The sequence below is a fragment of the Plantactinospora sp. CA-290183 genome (assembly GCF_050936375.1).
GTDB lineage: Bacteria > Actinomycetota > Actinomycetes > Mycobacteriales > Micromonosporaceae > Plantactinospora.
Genome location: NZ_JBNJMX010000001.1, coordinates 1017599 through 1038616 on the forward strand (window position 1 = coordinate 1017599; position 21018 = coordinate 1038616).

18 protein-coding genes are annotated in these 21018 nt (G+C 73.3%); 6 read left to right on the top strand and 12 right to left on the bottom strand.

Features of this window, described 5'->3' with window-relative positions:
• Window positions 1-233: 233 nt before the first annotated feature.
• The 3 genes from ACQEUR_RS04815 to ACQEUR_RS04825 all read left to right on the top strand — a co-directional run bounded on the left by ACQEUR_RS04815 (window position 234) and on the right by ACQEUR_RS04825 (window position 2149).
• Window positions 234-959: an ice-binding family protein gene (locus ACQEUR_RS04815; protein ID WP_433025747.1), complete on the top strand. Its 726-nt coding sequence runs from the start codon at window positions 234-236 to the stop codon at window positions 957-959.
• Between the two features lie 44 nt (window positions 960-1003).
• Window positions 1004-1102: an LPXTG cell wall anchor domain-containing protein gene (locus tag ACQEUR_RS04820; protein WP_433025750.1), complete on the top strand. Its 99-nt coding sequence runs from the start codon at window positions 1004-1006 to the stop codon at window positions 1100-1102.
• Window positions 1103-1225: 123 nt separating this feature from the next.
• Window positions 1226-2149: a hypothetical protein gene (locus ACQEUR_RS04825; RefSeq protein WP_433025753.1), complete on the top strand. Its 924-nt coding sequence runs from the start codon at window positions 1226-1228 to the stop codon at window positions 2147-2149.
• Between the two features lie 30 nt (window positions 2150-2179).
• Here the strand turns inward: ACQEUR_RS04825 and ACQEUR_RS04830 are convergent, their stop codons facing one another.
• The 8 genes from ACQEUR_RS04830 to ACQEUR_RS04865 form a co-directional block, all read right to left on the bottom strand.
• Window positions 2180-2353, bottom strand: coding sequence for a hypothetical protein (locus ACQEUR_RS04830; RefSeq protein WP_433025756.1), 174 nt, complete (start codon window positions 2351-2353; stop codon window positions 2180-2182).
• A gap of 144 nt (window positions 2354-2497) precedes the next feature.
• Complete coding sequence (locus ACQEUR_RS04835) at window positions 2498-3235, bottom strand: glycosyltransferase (protein WP_433025759.1); 738 nt, start codon at window positions 3233-3235, stop codon at window positions 2498-2500.
• Window positions 3236-3592: 357 nt separating this feature from the next.
• Window positions 3593-4117, bottom strand: coding sequence for a glycosyltransferase (locus ACQEUR_RS04840; protein ID WP_433025762.1), 525 nt, complete (start codon window positions 4115-4117; stop codon window positions 3593-3595).
• Entirely contained in the window at window positions 4111-4989 is an 879-nt protein-coding gene (locus ACQEUR_RS04845; RefSeq protein ID WP_433025765.1) for a glycosyltransferase family 2 protein, read from the bottom strand. Before ACQEUR_RS04845 ends, ACQEUR_RS04840 begins: the two co-directional genes overlap by 7 nt.
• Complete coding sequence (locus ACQEUR_RS04850) at window positions 4986-5333, bottom strand: hypothetical protein (protein WP_433025768.1); 348 nt, start codon at window positions 5331-5333, stop codon at window positions 4986-4988. The genes ACQEUR_RS04845 and ACQEUR_RS04850 overlap by 4 nt, the downstream gene beginning before the upstream one ends.
• The gene (locus ACQEUR_RS04855) at window positions 5282-6352 is read right to left on the bottom strand and encodes a hypothetical protein (RefSeq protein WP_433025771.1); all 1071 of its coding nucleotides are present in this window, start codon (window positions 6350-6352) and stop codon (window positions 5282-5284) included. Before ACQEUR_RS04855 ends, ACQEUR_RS04850 begins: the two co-directional genes overlap by 52 nt.
• Window positions 6353-6405: 53 nt before the next feature.
• Window positions 6406-7584, bottom strand: a complete 1179-nt coding sequence (locus ACQEUR_RS04860; protein ID WP_433025774.1) for a hypothetical protein — start codon at window positions 7582-7584, stop codon at window positions 6406-6408.
• A gap of 40 nt (window positions 7585-7624) precedes the next feature.
• Window positions 7625-8875: a glycosyltransferase family 4 protein gene (locus tag ACQEUR_RS04865; protein ID WP_433025777.1), complete on the bottom strand. Its 1251-nt coding sequence runs from the start codon at window positions 8873-8875 to the stop codon at window positions 7625-7627.
• 717 nt (window positions 8876-9592) lie between these two features.
• Here ACQEUR_RS04865 and ACQEUR_RS04870 point away from each other — a divergent pair.
• Both ACQEUR_RS04870 and ACQEUR_RS04875 read left to right on the top strand, forming a co-directional pair.
• Window positions 9593-12178, top strand: a complete 2586-nt coding sequence (locus tag ACQEUR_RS04870; RefSeq protein WP_433025780.1) for a PQQ-dependent sugar dehydrogenase — start codon at window positions 9593-9595, stop codon at window positions 12176-12178.
• A gap of 268 nt (window positions 12179-12446) precedes the next feature.
• Window positions 12447-15305: a PQQ-dependent sugar dehydrogenase gene (locus ACQEUR_RS04875; protein WP_433025783.1), complete on the top strand. Its 2859-nt coding sequence runs from the start codon at window positions 12447-12449 to the stop codon at window positions 15303-15305.
• On the opposite strand, the gene ACQEUR_RS04880 is transcribed toward ACQEUR_RS04875, so the two are convergent.
• The 4 genes from ACQEUR_RS04880 to ACQEUR_RS04895 form a co-directional block, all read right to left on the bottom strand.
• Window positions 15271-16860, bottom strand: coding sequence for a lipopolysaccharide biosynthesis protein (locus ACQEUR_RS04880; protein ID WP_433025786.1), 1590 nt, complete (start codon window positions 16858-16860; stop codon window positions 15271-15273). The genes ACQEUR_RS04875 and ACQEUR_RS04880 overlap by 35 nt on opposite strands.
• A 1-nt stretch (window position 16861) precedes the next feature.
• Entirely contained in the window at window positions 16862-17776 is a 915-nt protein-coding gene (locus ACQEUR_RS04885; protein WP_433025789.1) for a glycosyltransferase family 2 protein, read from the bottom strand.
• A 90-nt stretch (window positions 17777-17866) separates the two neighbouring features.
• Window positions 17867-19045, bottom strand: coding sequence for a methyltransferase domain-containing protein (locus tag ACQEUR_RS04890; RefSeq protein ID WP_433025792.1), 1179 nt, complete (start codon window positions 19043-19045; stop codon window positions 17867-17869).
• Complete coding sequence (locus ACQEUR_RS04895; RefSeq protein WP_433025795.1) at window positions 19042-20103, bottom strand: NAD-dependent epimerase/dehydratase family protein; 1062 nt, start codon at window positions 20101-20103, stop codon at window positions 19042-19044. Before ACQEUR_RS04895 ends, ACQEUR_RS04890 begins: the two co-directional genes overlap by 4 nt.
• 181 nt (window positions 20104-20284) lie before the next feature.
• On the opposite strand from ACQEUR_RS04895, the gene ACQEUR_RS04900 reads away from it, so the two are divergent.
• Window positions 20285-21018: methyltransferase domain-containing protein (locus tag ACQEUR_RS04900; protein ID WP_433025798.1), on the top strand; the 734-nt coding region annotated here is incomplete at its 3' end.

The window sequence follows — 21018 nt, forward strand, 5'->3', positions numbered from 1 at the left end:
GTATCCAGGAAGGACTCCGTGTCATGACCGTTGAAACCGTTTCCCGGCACCGGCGGGCCGTCGTGCCGGCGCGATGGGGGCGCTCGCGTCCCTCGTCACAGCCGCCGTCCTGTTGTTCAACATGACGGGGGCGAATGCGCAGATCGCGCCGGTGAATCTGGGGACGGCGGCCGACTTCTCGATCCTGGCCGGTTCGACGGTCACCAACACCGGGGGGGGGCTCTCTCTCTTCGGTGGCGTTGCAGGTGGCCCAGGACCTCGGTGTGCATCCGGGCAGTACGGCGACGGGTTTTCCGCCCGGGGTGGTGCTGGGGGAGATCCATCTTGCCGACGCGGTCGCGTTGCAGGCGAAGAACGACCTGACCACGGCGTACAACGATGCGGCGGGGCGGACGCCGTTCACGAATCTGCCGGCGGAGTTGGGCGGTCTGACGTTGACCGAGGGGGTCTACCGGATCGGTGCCGCGCAGTTGACCGGCACGCTGACGCTGGACGCCCAGAACAATCCCGCCGCGGTGTTCATCTTCCAGATCGCCTCGACGTTGACCACGGCCTCGAACAGCAGCGTCGTGCTCGTCAACGGGGCGTCCGCCTGCAACGTCTACTGGCAGGTGGGTAGCTCCGCCACCCTCGGCACCGGCACCGACTTCGTGGGCAACATCCTGGCCCAGACGTCGATCACCTTGAACACCGGCGCGGACCTCCAGGGTCGGGCGCTGGCCCAGACGGGTCGCGGTGGGGACCCTGGACACCAACGACATCACCGCGCCGGTCCGCGCCCGGCGGAACCGGTGGCGCCGGCTCCGCCACCCCGACCGGGCAGCCCACGGGTACGCCGACGGCCACCCCGACCGGGCAGCCGACCGGAACCCCCACGGGGCAGCCGACCGGAACCCCGACGGGGCAGCCGACGGGCACGCCGACGGGCACGCCGACCGGGCGGCCCACCGGCACGGTGACGCCCACCCGGACGGCCCTGCCGGTGACCGGCAGCGGTGCCGGGATGGACCTGGTTCCCGTGCTGACGGCGGCGGGCACGCTGATGGTCGTACTGGGCGGGATCATGGTGTTCCGCTACCGGCGTCGGGCCGACGAGTCCTGATCGACCGACCCGGCCGGCGGACCGCCGGCCGGGTCACCGGCCCCGACCGGTTTCCGCCCGGTCCGGTGTCCGGTTGCGGCAACGCCGGATGCGGTGACTGCCCCCGCCCGGGATCATGGCGCCGTGGAGAGCGTCGTACGGGCGATCGGCATCATCGGCTGGGGCGTCACCGGCGCCTGGGTCGGCGCGGAGCTGGGTTCCTGGACGGGAGCCGTGATCGGCACCTTCTGCGCGCTCCTCAGTGGACACGCCGTCGGGGCGGGGGCGGGCAACCTCGTCTTCGGACCGATGGACGAGACTGCGGAGAGCCTGCGCACCCTGATGCTCGGCATCGGCAGCACCGCCGGCGCGGCGTTCGGGGTCTGGCACGGCGAGACCGGCTTCGACCGGGCCGTCGGGCTCTTCGTCGGCTTCGCCGTCGGCGGCGCGATCCTCGGCGTGGGCACGGCCCTGCTGGGGCGGATCGATTCGAGGGACCCGCTCGCCACCGCCGTCGCCACCCTCGGCATGGGTCCGGGAGCCTGGGCGGGCCACGCCCTCTGGGCGAGCCCCTGGGCGGTCGCCGGCGGGATGGCGCTCGCCTCGATCCCGAGTTCCCTGCTGGCCGGCGCCATCGCGCCCCAGCACGTCCGTCCGGTCCGCCCCCGCCCCGGCACCGGTTACGGCGGCTACGGCGGTTACGGCGGCTACGGGTCGCCCGGTGGTCACGGCGGCTATCGGCCGCCCGATGGGTACTCCGCGCCGGGCGACACCGGTGGCACCTCTGCCGAGGGCACGGCGAGCGGCTCGGGCCCGATGCGGGCGGCGGTGCTGCGGATCGACCGCTCCACCGCCCTGCCTCTGATGTACGAGTACGACCGTGCCGGCCGGTTCTTCCGTCCCGTCGGGTACGTCCGGTTGGGCGCGATGATGGTGGTGGACGTCCGGCACCCGGGCCCGGACACGCCGGCCACCCGCGACGAGTTCCTGACGAGGGTGCTGACGGAGCTGCTCGTACCGCCGGCCCGGGCCCGCCGGATCGTCGCGCAGGCCGAACACCACCGCTGAGCACCGCCGTCGAGCGCCCGGACGATCGGGTCAGGCGGACGGGGTGACGTGCCGTTCCGCGCCAGCGTCCGGGACGCCGTCGCCGCCGGGCCGCCCGGTCGTCCCGGGCGCCGCCGTGGGCGCGACGATCTCGGCGACCTCCACCGCCGGAAGCTCGGCGGCCGGCGGCCAGCCGGCCAGCCAGGTGCGACGCTGCCGCCACACCTCCCGCCAGTAGCCGGCCCGACCGGTGAGCCGGGCCGCCGGCCGCGCGGATCGCGACGCCGACCACCAGCAGCGCCCGGCCCACCGCCGCCCGGGGCCGGGACCAGCGCAGCCGCCGGTAGGTGACCTCGCCGCGCAGCAGCATCACCCGCTTCCCGGCGCTGGTGGACGCGGCACCGCCCACGTGCAGCACCCGCGCGGTCGGCACCAGCACCGGGCTGGCGCCGATCGCGGTCGCACGCAGGCAGAGATCCACGTCCTCGCTGTACATGAAGTAGTCCGGGGTGAAGCCGCCGAGCTGGGCGAAGAGTGTCCGCCGGACCAGCAGCAGGCAGCCCGAGGCGGCCGGTACCCGGGCCGGCGTCGAGCGGTCCAGCCAGGGCAGGGCCTCCGGGTTGCAGAACCGGGACCGGGGAAAGGCCGTGGAGAGGCCGGTGTGGCGAAGCAGAACGACGCCCAGAGCGAGGGCGTCCCGAAGACCGACCGGCCGTCGTCGGTGCCGTCCGGGTGCAGGGTGCGCCCGGCGTAGATGCCGTGTCCGGGATGGGCCCGGGTGAAGGCCAGCAGCTCCCCGATCACGTCGCCGACCGGCTCGGTGTCCGGGTTCAGCAGCAGCAGCCAGTCGGCGCGCGCCTGGGCCGCGCCGACGTTGACAGCGCGGCCGAAGCCGACGTTGCGGGCCAGCCGGATCACCCGCGCCTCGGGTACGGTCGCCGCGACCGCCGCCGCCGAGCCGTCGGTCGAGGCGTTGTCGACCACGATCACCTCGTACGAACCGCCGGGGCAGGCGATCCGCAGGGTCGCGAGGGCGGTCAGGATCAGCTCGCGGGTCTGGTACGACACCACGACCACGCTCACCGCGGGCGTGACCGGGTCGCTCACCGGGCCGGTCCGCTCTGCGCCGGCAGCCGGCTAGCTCGTCCGCCCCAGCTCCAGGCCGGCGTTCCAGCAGGCGCAGGCGGCGGCCAGCCGAGGTCGTCCAGCAGCAGCAGAACCCGGCCGGCAGCAGCCAGGGCCGGGGCAGCACCACGTCGACCAGCCAGGAGACCCGTCGGGCCGGCCGGACCTGCCCGGCACCGCCCGGTGGTGCCGCGTTGCCGGCCGGTCGTGCCCCGTTGCCGGTGGGTGGTGTGCCGTTGCCGGCCCGCAGTGCGGCGCTGGTGCCGGCGGACTTCGGCCAGCCGGCATCGAGATCGGCGACGCCGTGCGGGCCAGCAGGCGACCACCGTGGACACCTGATCACCTCGCACCTCGTCGGGCGGAACAGCAGGCCGAAGGATGAACGCGTCGAGGACGGAGCAGGCCGGGCCGCCGTCGCAGCAGGCGATCGCCGCCGAACAGGGTCACCCAGTTCGCGGGGAACGTCGATCGACCCGCGTGATAGGGCGCATGCCGGCGGGGACGGCCGGTGGTGTCCAGCCGGCGGCCGGGCGCGGCGGCCAGCACCTCCGGCCCGGCGACCGCGGCGGCGAGCGCGCGGGCGGCGGCGGTGGTCAGCGCGATGTCGGCGTCGAGATAGATCCGGGGGAACCCGGTCGCCGCCCGGTCGCCCGCGTTCAACGCGGCCGGCTTCGACGGCTCGGGCAGCTCCAGCGCCCGCACCCCGGGCACCGACCGGGCCACCTCGGCGGTCCGGTCGGTGCAGCCGTTGGCGACCACCACCACCTCGAACTCCCCGGGCCGGGCGTCGGCCAGCAGCGTGCGCAGGGTACGCCCGAGCAGCGCCGCCTCGTTGTGCGCGGCGACGACCACGCTGGTCACCACGGCGCGCGCCCGGTCAGGGCCAGCCGGATCCGGCGGGTCGCGTTGCGCCGGCGCAGCCGCCAGCCCTGGTACTCCCGCAGGTCCAGCGGGGCGGCCTGGACCACCCGGGCGGAGTGCCGCATCTGCGCGGTCCACTCCGCGACGGTGGTCACCCCGGTACGCCTGGCGGAGAGCGGGCGACGGGCCATGAAGTCCGCGTCGGTCCGGTAGATGGTGTGCGGGCTGCGCGGGTCGTCCATGTGGTCCTCGGGCAGGAACGGGTGGTACCAGCCGTTCACCCAGCCCAACCGGGCGGCGCGCAGGCACCAGGCGGTGAAGGTCTCGCCGTCGGCGAGCGGGCCGACCTGGCGCAGCACCTCCCGTTTGAGCAGGTAGCCGCTGCCCTGCACCCAGTGGTTGCGCAGCAGCCGGTGCCCGCCCGGATAGTCGGCCAGCTTCGCCGCGACCAGCGTCTCGTCGACGTCCTCCGGCGGGAAGCGCCAACTGCCGACCACGCCGAACTCCGGCACGTCCCGGTGCGCCCGGCGCAGCGTGGCCAGCCAGTCCGGGTCGGGCAGGCAGTCGTCGTCGACCTTGCTCAGGAACGCCCCGGTCGACTCCCGCCACAGCCAGTTGGTCGGCTCGGTCAGCCCGGCGTTGACCTCGCTGTGCCGGAACCGGTGGACCCGGGGATGGTGGCGGAACTCCTCCACCGCCGCCACGGTCGGCCGGTCCGTGCCGTTGTGCCAGAGCCAGACCCGGGCGTCCGGCGGGCAGGTCCCCAGCAGGTGCGGCAGGGACAGGCGGACGTACTCCGGCCGGTCATAGGTGATCATGAGAATGTCGATGCCGCCGTCGGGGTACGGCACGGCGTCCACCTCCGCCTCGGTCATGTCGCTCCGCCCGCCTCGATCCGGTTGGTGCGCTCCGCCCTGGTCAGCCGCCAGAGCGCCCCGGTGAGCCCGAGGAGCAGGTGCACGGTGAGGAAGAAGGTCGTGAAGTACATCGAGTCGAAGGTGAACCCGGAGAGCGCCGCGACGGTGATCGCCACCGCGAGCACCGCCGCCAGGTCACGGTCCCGTTCGGTACGCGCGAACCGGCGTACCCGGCCGGCGACCACCACGCCGGAGAGGAAGAACAGCGCCAGCCCGAGTACGCCGACGAAACCGCCCTGGACCATCGTGGTCAGCCACTGGTTGTCCAGGAGCTGGTAGAGCTCGGGCAGGAAGGTGCCCACACCGCGGCCGAGCCACGGGCGTTCGGCGATGAGCAGAACGGGGCGACGTACTCGTAGTCCTCCAGCCGGCCCTGCACGCTGGGGTCGCTCTCGCCGGCCAGCAGCAGCGACTTCAGCGTGGCGAGCAGGCCGGGCCGGGCGACCTGGATCAGCGCGGTGAGGAAGCAGCCGACCACCAGCACGTTGAAGCTGGTACGCAGCGGCCAGAAGAGGACCAGCAACAGCAGGGCGGCGGCCAGCGCCAGCACCCCGGTACGGGAGAGCGAGATCGGGATGACCGCGGCCTGGAGCATCGCCAGCGCCCCGTAGGCCTGCCGGTCCCGGCGCAGCGGCGCGAACCGGGCGAAGTGGATCGCCACGACGAGCCCGATCGCCATCAGCACGCTGAACTCGATGTAGTGCCCGGCGGTCCCGGCGACCCGGACCAGGCCGCCGCCGCCCCGGTCGACGAAGCCGACCGGTTCCTTGTGGAAGGCCAGCAGCGGGGGCAGCTTCAGGTAGGTGGTGAGGTCGATCCGGAGGACGAACTGGGCGAGCGCGACGACGGCCATGAACCCGCCGCCCCAGCAGAGCCAGCGCAGGATCTTGTCGATCCGGTCCCGGGCCAGCACCCCGTCGGCGGTGGCGAGCAGCACTCCCGCGCCGGCCAGCGCCTGTAGCAGCGTCCGCTCCGCGCCGTTCGCCTCCAGCGGCGGCATGCCCCGCGCCTGACCGGCCAGATAGGACAGCAGGAGGCTGACCAGGTAGATCGCCATGGCCCAGCGCATCGGCTGCTGGCCGCGGGTGACCAGACTCGGGTGCAGCCGGCTCAGCGCCCACCAGACCAGCAGGCCGAAGCCGACCACGAGCCCGGGCTTGCCCAGGTCGCTCAGGGGCGGGAAGACCAGTCGGGAGGGGAGCAGGTAGGCGAGCACGACCGACGCGACGACCACGGCCGTCGCGTCCGGAAAATGGCGTACGGCGGGGGCTATGCCGTCGTACACCGTGGCGGATCGCCGCGCGGATAGGTAGGTCGGCACGTCCCTCGTTTCGTCCGTACGCCGTCAGCCGGCGCTCATGGGGTGCCCGCCGGTCACGGGTTCGGCTCGTCGGCGGGGTCCCGGACCACGGTGAGCAGGATCGTCTCGTCGGACTGGACGGCGTGCCGGTGGTCGGCCCGGCGCTGCGAGCCCCCGTTCGTCCGTTCGCCGGCCCGGTCGTCGACCGGACGGCCCGGTCCCCGCTCGCCGCCCGGGTGCGCGAGCGCCCGCTCGGCGCCGGGGTGCGGCACCCGGTCGGTGCCGGCCTGCCCGGGCAGGCGGTCCGGACCGGCGTGCGGTGCCCCCCGCTCGCGGCCGGCCGGGCCGGCCGGGCGATCCTCGGCGGACTGGCCGGGCCCCCGCTCTCCGGTGCGGTCGCGCTGCCCACCGCGGCCCTCGACGGCCTGCCCCGGCGAGGGGCGGCCGGCCACGCCGGTCGGTTGGGGAGTGTCCCGCCCGCCACCGACGGCGCCGGGCGCCCGCATTCCCGGAGTCGCCCCGGCGCCCGGGCCCGGACCCACCCGGGGTGCGGTCGCGGCCGACCGGGAGGTGCCCACAACCGCCTGACCGTGGTTCCAGGCGATCGAGTTGCGGGCACCGCGACGGCCGCCGAGCTGGGCCGTGGCCCGGCGCCGGGACCACGCGTCGTAGCCGACGGCGGCGGCCGCGGCCAGCAGCACCCCGATGGCCAGGATGACGATCTGCGCCCGCAGCACGTTGGAGCGGGACTGGACGATGTTCAGCCCGGGGTCGAGTACCTCCGTGGTGATCTGCTCGCCCGGATTCGGCCGGTACTGCGCCTGCTGGCCGGCCACCTCGTCGTTGATCAGCCTGGTCACCTCCACCACCGTCGTCCGGGCGCTCGCCTCGGTCGAGGCGACGACGGTGACGGTCAGGATGGAACTGCGGGTGACCAGCCCGACCTCGTAGTCCGGATCGCCGCCGGCCGCCGCGACCCGGGTCCGGGCGTCGTGCGCAGAGGTGGAGATCTGCACCGCCTGGGCCATCGCGTTCTCGCCGATCCGCAGCCACGGGTTGCCGGGGCGCGGGGCCGCCTCCGAGTCCGGTGCCGCCGTGGTGGTCGGCGGGACGAGCAGGATCGCCGCCTCGGTCTTGTACTCCGGCTGGATCGCCAGGCCGAACGCGAGGGCGGCGCCCAGCGTCACCACGACGACCGGAGCCGAGACGTACCACCGCCGAAACATCAGTTTCAGCAGGTCGAGAAGGTCCATCGGGCGGCCCCTTCAGTGGGCGGAGGACGTTGATCCCGGATCAGGCGGACAGACGCGCGGCATCGGCCCCGTTACCGTGTGAAACTTGGTTGTAGCCGTTGGGCGACGGGCGGAGCAATCGATCCCACAGTCGGATGTACGACTTCACCTGGTGATCCCAGGCGAGTTCCTCGACGAAACGCTTCCGGCCCGCCACACTCATCGCCTCCCGGGCCTGTTCGTCGCTGAGAAGCTGGTCAATGGCCTTGGCGAACTCGTCGGGGCTGCCCGTGGACACATAGCTCGCGGCCCGGTCCGCGGTACGGCGCGTTTCCAGCAGGTCCACGGCGACCACCGGCACCCCCCGGGCGACGTATTCCACCGTCTTCGCCATGGTGTACATCTCGGCCATCGGACTCGGCCGGTCCGGCTGGATGGCGACCGACGCGGAACAGAGCAGCGCGTCCACCTCGTCGGCCTCCAGCCAGCCGGTGAACCGGACCAGGTCGTCGACCCCCCGCTCGGTGGCGAGCCGGCGCAGTGCCGGCATGCTCTCCCCGTCGCCGGCGACCACGAGCTGCCAGTCGTCGGCACCGCGCAGGCCCACCAGCCGTTCGGCGGCCAGCACGGTGGCCTCCACGTTGTCCTGCGGGTTGATGACGCCGACGTAGACGACCTTGTGCCGCGGGTCCGCCGTCGCCGGTGCGCCGCGGTGCACCTCCGCCAGCGCCGGTCCGTTGCGGACCACCACCACCTTCTCCGCCGGACAGCCGCCCCGGGCCAGGGCCAGCTCCCGGAAGGACTCGTTGGTCGCCACCACCGCGGTCGCGCAGCGCCAGGAGAGCCGCTCGAACAGCCGCAGCGTCCACAGCACGCTCGGCCGGGGGCGCTCCGCCTTGCACTCGTACAGCTCGGGGCTCAGGTCGTGGTGGTCGAAGACGAAGGGCCGGCCCAGCGCCCGCATCAGCAGCCCGACGATCCAGAAGATGTCCGGCGGGTTGCACGCCTGTACGGCGTCCACCCGGGTCCGCAGCATCAGGCCGAGCAGACGGGCTGTGACGGCGATCAATGCCCAGGCGAACTCGGCGGCGAAGGAGAGCACCCCGTGACCGGCCAGCGGCTGCGGGAAGGAACGGACGGCGGTCGAATGGGTGCCGGGCAGGACGGTGGGCCGCTCGGGACCGCGTGGGCAGATGACGGAGGCACGGTAGCCCGCCGCCTCCAGGGCCTGGCACTCCCGGATCACCCGGCGGTCCCGTTCGGCGGGCAGATTGACCACCACGATGACCACGTGCGGGCGTCGATCGGCCATCTCTAACTCCCATCCGCGCAGCTCGGACGACGTTTTCGATGGAAGGTCGCGACGTGTCGACCACGCCGCGACCGAATGCCGGTGTGCTCGCACACCGAGATATTCCACAGTCAAGATGTCCTACTCAGACACTGCTCTACCAGATCGGCACGGGCAAGAAGCCGTGATTCGCGGATGTTGTCGAGTTACTTACAAGGTCAGGACCGATCGGGGGATTGTTCCTTCATTCGTTCATCCGCGCGCCGACGGGCCGGGCGGCCCTAATTGCGATAAATGGCTGACAGGAGGCCTTCCGGCGTGCCGGGAGCACGTTGATTCATCGATCTTCGTCCGTATTCGCGCCCCCCGGCCGGCTCGACCCGGCCTTGCGCGGGTCATTACCCTGTGCCGGCGGGTGCGGGGTGCGCAGACGTCCGGCGCCCGCACCACCTGGGGAGGGGTACGACATGCGCCGCCGTCGTGGCACGCGACTGGGCCTGGTTCTGACGCTGCTGGCGAGCGTCCTGATCCCGCTGGGAGGTCGCTCGGCGGCGGCGGTGACGCTGCCGACCGGCTTCCAGGAGCAGATCGTCTTCGCCGGGCTGGACCAGCCGACGAACATCGAGTTCGCCCCCGACGGGCGGGTCTTCGTGGCCGAGAAGGGTGGCCGGATCAAGGTCTTCACCGACCTGGCCGACCCGACCCCGACGGTCTTCGCCGACCTCTCCACCGACGTGCATGTGGGACCGGGGACTGCTCGGGCTGGCGCTGGCCCCGGGTTTCCCGGCCAACCCCTGGGTCTACGTGCTCTACACCTACGACGCGCCGCCCGGGCGGACGGCGCCGGTCTGGCACGACACCTGCGGCAACGCCAACGACGGCCGCTGCGTCGTCACCGGCCGGCTCTCCCGGCTGCGCGCCGACGGCGACGTCACGACCGGCACCGAGCAGGTGCTGATCCACGACTGGTGCCAGCAGTATCCGAGCCACTCCCTGGGCGACCTGCGATTCGGCGCCGACGGGATGCTCTACGCGACCGCCGGCGACGGGGCGAGCTTCAGCACCGTCGACTACGGCCAACTGGGCGATCCGGTGAACCCCTGTGCCGACCCGCCCGGCGGCACCATGGCACCGCCGTCGGCCCAGGGCGGCGCGCTGCGCGCCCAGGACGTGCTCAGCGCCGCCGACCCGACCGGGCTGGACGGGGCCGTGCTGCGGCTGGACCCGCAGACCGGGCAGGCCGCCCCGAAGAACCCGATGATCTCCTCGGCCGACCCGAACACCCGCCGGATCGTCGGGCACGGCCTGCGCAATCCGTTCCGGTTCACCATCCGGCCGGGCACCAGCGAGGTCTGGACCGGCGACGTCGGATGGAACACCTGGGAGGAGGTCAACCGGCTGACCAACCCGACCGCCGGGGTGACCAACTTCGGCTGGCCCTGCTTCGAGGGCGCGAACCGGATGGCCAGCTACGCCAGCGCCAACCTCGGCCTCTGCGAGAACCTCTACCGGGGAGCGGGGCAGACCGCGCCGTACTACACGTACCACCACACCACGCCGGTGGTGCCGGGGGAGAACTGCGCCTCGGGCGGCGACGCCGTCTCCGGGCTGGCGTTCTATCCCGGCAGCGGGGGCAGCTACCCGGCGACGTACGCGGGGGCGCTCTTCGTCGCCGACTACTCGCGCGGCTGCATCTGGGTGATGCGCCCGGACACCCCGGGCGGACTGCCCAGCCCGACGAACCTGGAGGCGTTCGGGCAGGGCGCCGCCAGCCCGATCGACCTGGCCGTCGGCCCCGGCGGCGAGCTCTACTACGTCGACCTCGGCGGCACCGTCCGGCGGATCCGGCACTTCCTCGGCAACCAGCCGCCGACCGCGGTGATCACCGCGACGCCGAACAGCGGTCAGGTACCGCTCACCGTCAGCTTCGACGGGACCTCGTCCACCGACCCGGACCCGGCCGACGACGGCCGGCTCAGCTACCGCTGGGACTTCACCAACGACGGCAAGGTCGACGCCACCACGCCGACCGCGACCTTCCGGTACACCAGCGCCGGCAGCTACACCGCCAAGCTCACCGTGACCGACACCCTGGGCGTCTCCGCCAGCACCACCGTCACCATCCAGCCCGGCAACGAGGGCCCCACGGCGGTGATCGACACCCCCGTCGGCGGCACCGAATGGCGGGTCGGGGACCGGCTGCGCTTCACCGGCCACGCCACCGACCCGCAGCAGGGCGACCTGCCCGCCTCCGCGCTCTCCTGGAAGCTGCGGATGCGGCACTGCGAGTCGACCGACAACTGCCACACGCACCAGATCCAGGACTGGTCCGGCGTGGCGTCCGGCAGCTTCGTGGCGCCGGACCACGACTACCCGTCGTACCTGGAACTGGAGCTGACGGCCATCGACGGGAAGGGGCTGACGAACACCATGGTGCGGCGGCTCAACCCCCGGACCGTGGACCTCACCTTCGACAGCACGCCGCCGGGGATGAGGCTGAGCCTCGGCGCCGCGACCGGGACCACCCCGTTCACCCGTACGGTGATCGTCGGCTCCACGAACACGGTCAGCGCGCCGACCTCGCAACTCTCCGGCGCGATGCCGCACACGTTCGAGGGGTGGTCCGACGAGGGCGCGGCGACGCACGTGATCACGGCGCCGGCCACCGCCACCACCCTGAGCGCGACGTACTCCGGGACGGGGCGGTGCGGCGCCGCCGCCGGATACTCCTGCACCCGGGTCACCGGTCGGCCGTGGCTGGCGGCGGAGGGCACCGCGTTGCCGCCGACCGCCGACGACGGCGTCAACCGGGTCACGCTGCCCTTCCCGCTCCGCCTGGGCAACCAGAGCTACAGCACGGCCTGGGTGTCGAGCAACGGCTTCGTCTCGTTCGCCGACCCGGGCGGGGCGCGGCCGGCCAACGGCGACTTGCCGAGCAGGGAGCTGCCGAACGCGGCCGTCTACCCGTTCTGGGACGACCTGGTGCCCCGGCAGGATTCGAGCGTCCGGACCGCGGTGGTCGGTGCGGCGCCGAACCGGCGGTTCGTGGTGGAGTGGCGCGACGTCGGCGTCTCCGGGGACACCTCGGCGCAGATCTCCGTCCAGGCGGTGATCGCCGAACGGGGTGAGATCGTCTTCAACTACGCGGACCTGGACGGCAGCGGTCGCGAGCGGGGCGACTCGGCCACCATCGGCATCGAGACGGCGGACGGTACGAACGGGCTGCCGTACTCGGTCAACGCCCCCCGGCTGGGCGAGGGCACCTCGATTGTCTTCAGTCCGACCAACCGCCGCCCGCCCGGGGCCAGCCGCGGCCCCGCCTGAGCGGAGAGCGCGTCCGCCGTACCCCGATCGGGTCCCGGCTCGGCCGGCCGTCCGGGTGATCGCCGCCGCAACGGCGCCCCGGACGGCCGGACCGCGCCAACCTCCGGGCGTTTGGCCAGGTCACCGCGCCGACCGGTCGGTAACCCGGACCGCTTGAGGACACTGCTCCGTCAGTCTCGTGACAGCTCCCGCCGTCCACGGCGCCCAACCTGTTGCACAGAGCCCCCGTCATCTCCGGCGGGGTACGGGACAGGCTGGGGAGGCCGCCATGCGTCAAGCGGTCAGGCACATCTGCTCGTCGGTGCTGGCGCTCGCCCTCGGCGTGCCGCTGGCGGCCGGACTGCCGCCGGCACCGCCGGCGGCCGGCGCGGCGGTCCCGGCGGGCTTCACCCAACAGGTCGTCCTCGCCGGGCTGACCCGGCCGACCCGGCTGGCCTTCGCACCGGACGGGCGGGTCTTCGTGGCCGAGAAGAGCGGCATCGTCAAGGTCTTCGACAGCCTCTCCGACACCACCCCGACGGTCTTCGCCGACCTGCGCGCCAGCGTCTACGACATGGCGGACCTGGGACTGATCGGCCTGACCCTGCCACCCGCCTTCCCCACCGACCCGCACGTCTACGTCAGCTACACCTACGACGGCGTCGTCGGCGGCGGCGCGCCGACGTACCACGACGCCTGCCCGGTGGTCGGGAACTGCCCGTCGAGCGCCCGGGTCTCCCGGCTGCGGGCGGCCGGCAACGTGATGACCGGTCCGGAACAGGTGCTGCTGCACGACTGGTGCCACCAGATCGAGAGCCACTCGGTCGGCGACCTGGGATTCGGCCCGGACGGCGCGCTCTACGTGACCGGCGGCGACGGCGCCTCCGGTACCTTCACCGACTACGGCCAGACCGGCAGCCCGACCAACCCGTGCGGGGACCCGCCCGCCCCGGTCGGCGGGGCGATGGCGCCGCCGAGCGCCGAGGGCGGTGCGCTGCGCGCCCAGGACATCCGTACCCCGGGTGACCGGACCGGGCTCTCCGGCACGCTGATCCGGGTCTCCCGGGACACCGGGGCCGCGCTGCCGGACAACCCCCTGGCGGCCAGCGGCGACCCGAACACCCGGCGCATCCTCGCGTACGGGCTGCGCAACCCGTACCGCTGGACGTTCCGCCCCGGCACCAGCGAGGTGTGGTTCGGCGACGTCGGCTGGCGTACCTGGGAGGAGATCAACCGGGTGGTCGACCCGGCGGTCGGCCCGGTCCGCAACTACGGCTGGCCCTGCTACGAGGGGGCCGCGCCGCAGGCCGGCTACAACGCCGCCAACCTGGGGCTCTGCGAGAGCCTCTACACCGCACCGGCCGGCACGGTGACGCCGCCGTACCACGCGTACTCGCACAGCCAGAGCGTCGCGACCGGGGACGGGTGCCGCACCGGCGGTTCGTCCCCGTCCGGGCTGGCCTTCTACCCGGCCAGCGGCGGCGGCTACCCGGCCGCGTACGCGGGGGCGCTCTTCTTCGCCGACTACTCGCGCGGCTGCCTCTGGGCGATGCGCGCGGGCCCCACCGGCCTGCCGGACCCGGCCCGGATCGTGCCGTTCGCGACCGCCGCCGGCGTGGTCGACCTGCGGATCGGGCCGGAGAACGACCTGTACTACGTGGACCTGACCGGGGGAACCGTGCGGCGCTTCCACTACAGCTCCGGCGACCAGCCGCCGAACGCCGCGCTGACCGCGACGCCGACCAGCGGAAACGCCCCGCTGACCGTCTCCTTCGACGCGGCCGGTACGAGCGATCCGGACCCCGGCGAGATTCTCGACTACCAGTGGGACTTCACCGGGGACGGGACCGTCGACGCGACCGGGGTCACCGCCACGCACACCTATCCGGCGGTCGGTACCTACTCCGCCCGGCTGCGGGTGGTCGACATGGGCGGCCTCGCCGACACCGCGACCGTGCAGATCCGGGTCGGCACCAGCGCACCGGTGCCGGTGATCGACCTCCCGACCGCCGCGCTGCGCTGGGTCGTCGGTCAGACGGTGAGCTTCGCCGGCCGGGCCACCGACCCGCAGGAGGGCGAACTGCCGCCGTCCGCGCTCTCCTGGCAGCTGGTCAACCGGCACTGCGGCACCGCGGAGGACTGCCACACCCATCCGGTACGCGAGGTGGACGGGGTGGCCGCCGGCACCTTCCTGGCCCCGGACCACGAGTATCCGTCCTACCTGGAGCTGACGCTGACCGCGACGGACAGCGGGGGACTGACCGGCAGCACCACCCTGCGACTCGACCCGCAGACCGTGAAGCTCTCGCTGGCCAGCAACCCCAGCGGGCTCCGGCTCAACCTCAACGGGAAGACCTTCACCACGCCGACCGTGACCCAGGTGATCGCCGGGGCGACCACGACGCTCAGCGCCCCGGGACCGCAGACGCTCGGCCCCGCGACGTACACCTTCGCCGGCTGGTCGGACGGGGGCGCGGCGACCCACGTGCTCACGGCCCCGACCGGCGCGCGGACCTACACCGCGATCTACACCGCCGCGCCCGGGAGCTGCGCGGACAGCTTCGGCTACGCCTGCACGGTCCGGCCCGGACAGCCGTACCTGGCGGCGGAGGGCGCGGTGCTGCCGCTGACCGGCGACAACGCGACGGCCGCCGTGTCGCTGCCGTTCGCGTTCCCGTTCTACGGGCAGAGCTACTCGCGCGCCTGGGTGGACTCCAACGGCGTGATGTCCTTCGTCGACCCGCGCGGATCCTGGCCGGTCAACCGCCCGCTGCCGAACGCGGCGGCGCCGAACGCGGCGCTCTACCCGTTCTGGGACGACCTGGAGGTACGGGCGGACTCGTCCGTCCGGACGGCGGTGCGGGGCAGCGCACCGGACCGCCAGTTCGTGGTGGAGTGGCGCAACGTCGGCCTGTCCGGCGCGACGACCGCCCGGATCGGCTTCCAGGTGGTGATCTCCGAGTGGGGTCAGGTCACCTTCAACTACACGGCGCTGCACGCCGGCCGGGAGCTGGGCAACTCGGCCACGGTCGGCATCGAGAACGCCTCGGGGACGACCGCGCTGCCGTACTCGGTCAACCAGCTCGTGCTGGCGAACGGCCGCGCGATCGTCTTCACCCCACCCGGCGCCGGCACCACCGGGGGCTGACCGGACGGGTGGCGGCTCCCGCCACACCTACCGGCCGGGCAGACGGGTCAGCACCAGCCGGCGCAGCCGCCGGTCGGTGGTCCAGAGCAGCGCCCCGGCGACCAGTCCCGCCGTGCCACCCAGCAGCAGCAGCTCGACGGCCGGCCCGACGTCCCCGACGAGCCGGTGCAGCGGCACCGGGACCGACGCGGCGGCCACCGCGGCCAGCCCGGCGGGCAGTGTCGGCCGGAGGAAACCGGCCCTCCGACGCGCCGGTGGCCCGGCGTACGGTGACCCAGACCGACGCGGCGGTGACGATGAGCTGCATCGCGACCCCGGCCAGCGCCACCGCGGTCGCCTCGGCCACGTCGCTGCGCCCGGTCAGCAGGGTGCCGACGGCGGCCAGCGTGGCGACCCCGAGCACGCCCCGGGTCCAGAGGATCGCGGCGAGCTTCCCCGGCTGCCCGATCGCCTGGAGCGCGGGACCGAGCAGCACCCCGTACACGTTGACGGCGCCGAAGAGACAGAGCAGCCGCAGCGGCACCTGCGTGCCGGCCCACTGCGGGCCGAGGAGGGCGACCAGCGGCTCCGCCGTGGCCGCCAGTACGCCCAGCACCGGCAGGCCGGCCAGCGCGCCGAGGTGCTGCAACTGGTTGAGGTGCGCGGCGAAGGCGGCCCGGTCGCGCTGCAACCGGGACAGCGAGGGGAGCGCGACCTGTTGCAGCGACCGGACCGTCACGTCGACCAGCATGTCCGGCAGTCGGGCGGCCAGCCGGTAGATCCCGGTCGCCACCGGTCCGAAGAAGAGCCCGGTGAAGATGACATCCGCCTTGGAGCTGAGCATCAGCCCCAGCCCGGCGTTGGCCGAGTGCGCGGAGAAGACCAGCAGGTCCCGCATCCCGGTCAGCCTCGGCCGTCGGCTCGGCCGCCACGGACAGACCGCCCAGAGCACGACCAGGCCGACCACCGCGTTGACCAGCTGCTGCGCGACCAGCGCCCAGATGCCCGCGCCGGCCAGCGCCAGCGCGACCCCGGCCCCGCCGCTGAGCAGCGAGGCGAGCAGGGTACGCAGGGCGATCGCCCGGAACCGCAACTCCCGGCGCAGCACCGCCTCGGGCACGATGGAGAGCCCCTGCACCAGCACCAGCGGGGAGAGCGCGACGCAGATGGCGGTCAGCTCCGGTGCCCGGTTGACCAGCGCCCAGAGCGGGCTCACGGCGGCGGTGAGCAGGCCGATGCCCAGCCCGGCCGCGACCAGCACCAGGAACGCGCCGTCCAGGTGCTCGGGGGTGAGTTTGGCGCGCTGCACGATGGCGGAGACCAGGCCCTGCTGGATGAGGGTCTGCGCCACGGTGATGAAGACGGTGGCCATCGCCACCAGGCCGAACTCGGTCGGACCGAGGAGCCTCGCGAGCAGGAACGTGACCAGGATCGTGGAGCCGATCCGGCCGGCGGTGAGGAGGTAGGACCAGCCGATCGCCGCGCGCAGCCCGCCCGCCGGCGGGCCCGGCAGCGGATCCGACGGGGGTGCCGGGCTCTGCTGCGGAGCCGGCCGGGTGGGCTGGACGGCGGACACCCTAGGCGCTGCCGTTCGCGGTGCTGGTCGGGCCCCGGCGGGCCAGCCGGCGGCGCAGCCGGCCGAGGCGTACCCGGACCCGGCGGGCCCACCAGGCGGCGAGGAACGCCACGGCGGAACTGAGCCGGGTGCCGAGCGGCTCGGAACCGGTGGAGAGCATCCGCAGCGTCTCGGCGAGCATCCGCAGCCGGGGCGCGTGCACCCGCCGACCCTCCTGGCCGTACCAGGCCAGTGCGGAGGCGGCGGTGCTCCCCTTGGCCTGCCGGGTGGAGCCGCCGTGCATCCGGCGCAGGAAGAGCGGCTGGTCCACCTCGTGGATCTCACCCAGCCGGGCCACCTCGGCGATCAGCGTGTAGTCGGAGGAGAGGAAGGGGCGGATCATGCCGGTTCGGCGCAGCGCCGACATCCGGAAGACTCCGAAGTGGGCATGGCAGAGGTTGATGTTGCGGGCCACCCCGGCGACCCGCCGCCAGGGTCGCGGATCGCGCAGGTCCAGCCGGTCGGCGTACGGGCCGATCACCGCACCGGCCTCGTCGATCAGGACCGTCCGGGGGTAGGCGAGCACCGCCTGCGGGCCGGCGGTGTCCAGGGCGGCCACGCAGGTGCTCAGGTACGCCGGCAGGCAGATGTCGTCGTAGGCGACCCACTTGAACAGCTCGCCCCGGGCCAGCTCCACCACCCGGGCGTAGTTGACGTGGCCGCCGAAGTTGCGCGGGTTGCGGTAGAGCCGGATCCTCGGGTCCCGCTCGGCGTACCGCCGGCAGATGTCCCAGGTGCGGTCGCTGGAGGCGTTGTCGCTGACCACGATCTCGAAGTCGGGGTAGTCCTGGGCGAGCAGCGCGTCGAGGCAGCCTTCGAGGTAGCGCTCGGCGTTGTAGAGGGGTACGCCCAGAGTCACCCGGGGGGCTGGTCTCATCACTCTCCTCGGTCGGACCCGTCACCGGGGTGCTCAACGATCGACGGGCCGCTCAACGATCGACGGCGTGTTCAACGATCGACGGGGTGCTCAGGCGACCAGCAGTTCGGCCCGGACCCCGAGCCGGCGCAGCGCGGCGCCGATCTCGTCCCGGTATGCCGGGTTGGTGATGATGACCGCCCGGGTGCCGGACCCGGCCAGGCTCTCCGGCGGGCTCACCTCGTGCCCGGTCACCGGCAGGTGGCGGCCCCACTTGCGCGGGTTGACGTCCACCACGGCGGCGAGCCGGCGATCGGGATCGGCCAGGTGCAGGAACTGCACCCCGCGCGAACCGGCGCCCCAGAGCACCGGCCGGTCACCCGCGTCGAGCAGCCGGTCGATGGTGCCGCGCCACCGGTCCCGCTCGGCGGCGTGCCGGGCGGCGAAGCCGGCGATCGAGCCGAGCTGGCGGTCCCGGTCACCCGGCCCGGCGTCCTCGACCGGGCCCGCCACCGGCCCCGGCGCGTTGACGGAGATCTCCACGAACCGGAACATGCCCGAGAAGAGCCGGCCGGTCGCCTCCACCCGCCAGCCGGCCCGCTCCACGATCCGGCACAGCGAGTATCCGTCGAAGTAGGAGACGTGCGGGTAGATCACCTCCCAGCCGGCGGTGCCCAGGTCGTAGCCGGCGTCGGGCACCTCCAGGTAGCCGTGGACCGTCCGGGCACCGGCCAGCTCGCGCAGCCGCACCAGGAAGCCGTACGGGTCGTCGAGGTGCTCGAACCAGTGCCGGGAGGTGACCAGGTCGAACGCCGGGGTGGTGTCGTCCAGCGGGGCGTGCCCGCGGTGGAAGGTCGCCCCGGACCCGTCGGAGCCGGTCGGGCCGGCGTACATCGCGTCGTAGCCGACGCCCCGGCAGCCGGCGACGTGGCAGAGCTCGCGGAGGAACTCGCCCTGCCCGCAGCCGACGTCCAGCACCGTCGCGCCGCCCAGCGGGTACCGCCCGGCGAGCCGCTTGACCAGCTCCGCCGAGAAGGACTGGAAGGCGGGGGAGTGGTGCAGGTTGGTGTCCATGGTGGTGTCGTAGACCAGCAACGCCGGGTCGAAGGCGAGGTTGCGCACGTACCCGCAGCCGGGGCAGTGCCCGAGCCACATGGCGCCCAGCGGCGAGGCCAGCGCCTCGGCCCGGCTCGCGAAGTGCACCCCGCAGAGGACCGGCATCCCGCCCAGGTCGGCGAAGGGAACCAGGTCGTGCCGGCCGCAGGCGGCGCAGCGCCGCGCGGCGGTCACCGGGAAACCCCGGTGCCCACCGCCGGCCCGCCGCCGGTCCAGCGCAGGTCGGCGTCGAGCCCGCCGGCGTCGACCAGCCCCCGGATCCGCCGCAGCCGCTGGTGCCGTTCGCCCCGGAACGCCTCGATGGTCAGCCCGTGCCGCTGGTACGCCTCGACCAGCTCCTCGATGCCCTTGCGGACCGTCCACCGGGGGCGGAAGCCCGGCACCTCCGCCGCCACCAGGTCACAGCTGACCCGGTAGTTGCGCAGGTCCGTGGCGGCGCCGCCGGCGAAGGTCACCGCCGAGCCTGGCACCACCTCGGCGACCAGTTCGGCGACGTCCCGGATCAGGTAGTTCTCCGTACTGACCCCGATGTTGTACGCCCGGCCGTGCACCCGCTCGCGCGGCGCCTCCAGCAGGGCCAGGAAGGCCGCCGCGATGTCCTCGGCGTGCACCAGCGGGCGCCACGCCGAACCGTCGGAGAGCAGCCGTACCTCGCCGGTGAGCAGCGCGTGCGCGGTCAGGTCGTTGACCACCAGGTCGCCGCGGAGCCGGGGCGAGAAGCCGTACGCGGTGGCGTTGCGCAGGAAGACCGGGGAGAAGTCGTCGTCGGCGAGCCCGGACAGGTCCCGCTCGGCCCGGATCTTCGAGTCGCCGTACGGGGTGACCGGGGCGAAACCGGCCGTCTCGTCCAGCGGCCGGTCGTCCGCGCCCGCACCGTAGAGGCTGCACGAGGAGGAGAAGAGGAACCGGGTCACCCCGGCGGCTTTCGCGGCCCGGGCCAGCCGGATCGTCGCGGCGTGGTTGACCTCGTAGGTCAGCTCGGGGTTGAGGTTGCCGATCGGGTCGTTGCAGAGCGCGGCCAGGTGGCAGACCGCGTCGAAGCCGGCGCAGTGTTCCGGCCGCACGTCGCGCAGGTCGAGCCGGAGCGTCGGTACGGCGGCCGGGGGCGGGCCGAGCAGGCAGTCGACGTAGTAGCCCGTGTCCAGGCCGGTCACCTCGTGCCCGGCGGACCGCAACATCGGGGTGAGTACGCCGCCGAGATATCCATGGTGGCCCGTCACGAGAACACGCACGGCAGAGCTCCCGTCGTCGCCCCGGTTGGAGAAGGCGAGTTTATGAGCGGGCCGTCAACCGGGCGGGCTATTGTCGGACTTTTTACTGAACCACCCCCGCCGCGGCGCCCCCCTGGCTAGCGTGGCCCGCAGGCGGGCGGGCGCCACGCCGGCATTCGGATCATATCGGGGTGGGTGGGGCATGAGCGCTGCCAGTTGCCGGCTCTGTGCCGCGGCATTGACCGAGACTTTTGTCGATCTCGGCATGTCCCCGCTCTGTGAGAGCTACCTCCCCGCCGAGCGACTGGATTCCGCCGAGACGTTCTATCCGCTGCACGTACGAATTTGTGCGAACTGTCTGCTGGTACAACTACCCGCGTACGTCCCAGGGGAGGATATCTTCTCCGACTACGCCTATTTCTCCTCCTATTCGGACTCGTGGGTCGCGCACGCCCGCCGGTACGCCGACACGATGACCGAGTCGCTCGGGCTCGGCCCGGAGTCCCTGGTGACCGAGGTGGCCAGCAACGACGGCTACCTGCTCCAGCACTTCGTCGCCCGGGGCGTGCCGGTGCTCGGGGTGGAGCCGGCCGGCAACGTCGCCGAGGCGGCGCGGGGCCGGGGCGTCCGTACCGAGGTGCGTTTCCTCGGCGCCGAGAGCGGCGCCGAGCTGGCCGACCGGTACGGCCGGGCCGACCTGGTGGTGGCCAACAACGTCTACGCGCACGTGCCCGACCTGCTCGGCTTCACCGCCGGGCTGGCCGCCCTGGTCAAGCCGACCGGCCTGCTGACCTGCGAGTTTCCGCACCTGCTGCGGCTGATCGAGCGCCGGCAGTACGACACCATCTACCACGAGCACTACCAGTACCTGACCCTGCGCACCGCGCAGCGCGCGCTCGGCACCGCCGGCCTGGTCGTGGTGGACGTGGAGGAGCT

Coding starts and splice junctions, on each gene's coding strand:
- ACQEUR_RS04875 (WP_433025783.1), top strand. CDS start 12,447: ATGCGTCAAGCGGTCAGGCACATCTGCTCGTCGGTGCTGGCGCTCGCC.
- ACQEUR_RS04870 (WP_433025780.1), top strand. CDS start 9,593: ATGTGGGACCGGGGACTGCTCGGGCTGGCGCTGGCCCCGGGTTTCCCG.
- ACQEUR_RS04865 (WP_433025777.1), bottom strand. CDS start 8,875: ATGGCCGATCGACGCCCGCACGTGGTCATCGTGGTGGTCAATCTGCCC.
- ACQEUR_RS04885 (WP_433025789.1), bottom strand. CDS start 17,776: ATGAGACCAGCCCCCCGGGTGACTCTGGGCGTACCCCTCTACAACGCC.
- ACQEUR_RS04820 (WP_433025750.1), top strand. CDS start 1,004: ATGGACCTGGTTCCCGTGCTGACGGCGGCGGGCACGCTGATGGTCGTA.
- ACQEUR_RS04845 (WP_433025765.1), bottom strand. CDS start 4,989: ATGACCGAGGCGGAGGTGGACGCCGTGCCGTACCCCGACGGCGGCATC.
- ACQEUR_RS04860 (WP_433025774.1), bottom strand. CDS start 7,584: ATGGACCTTCTCGACCTGCTGAAACTGATGTTTCGGCGGTGGTACGTC.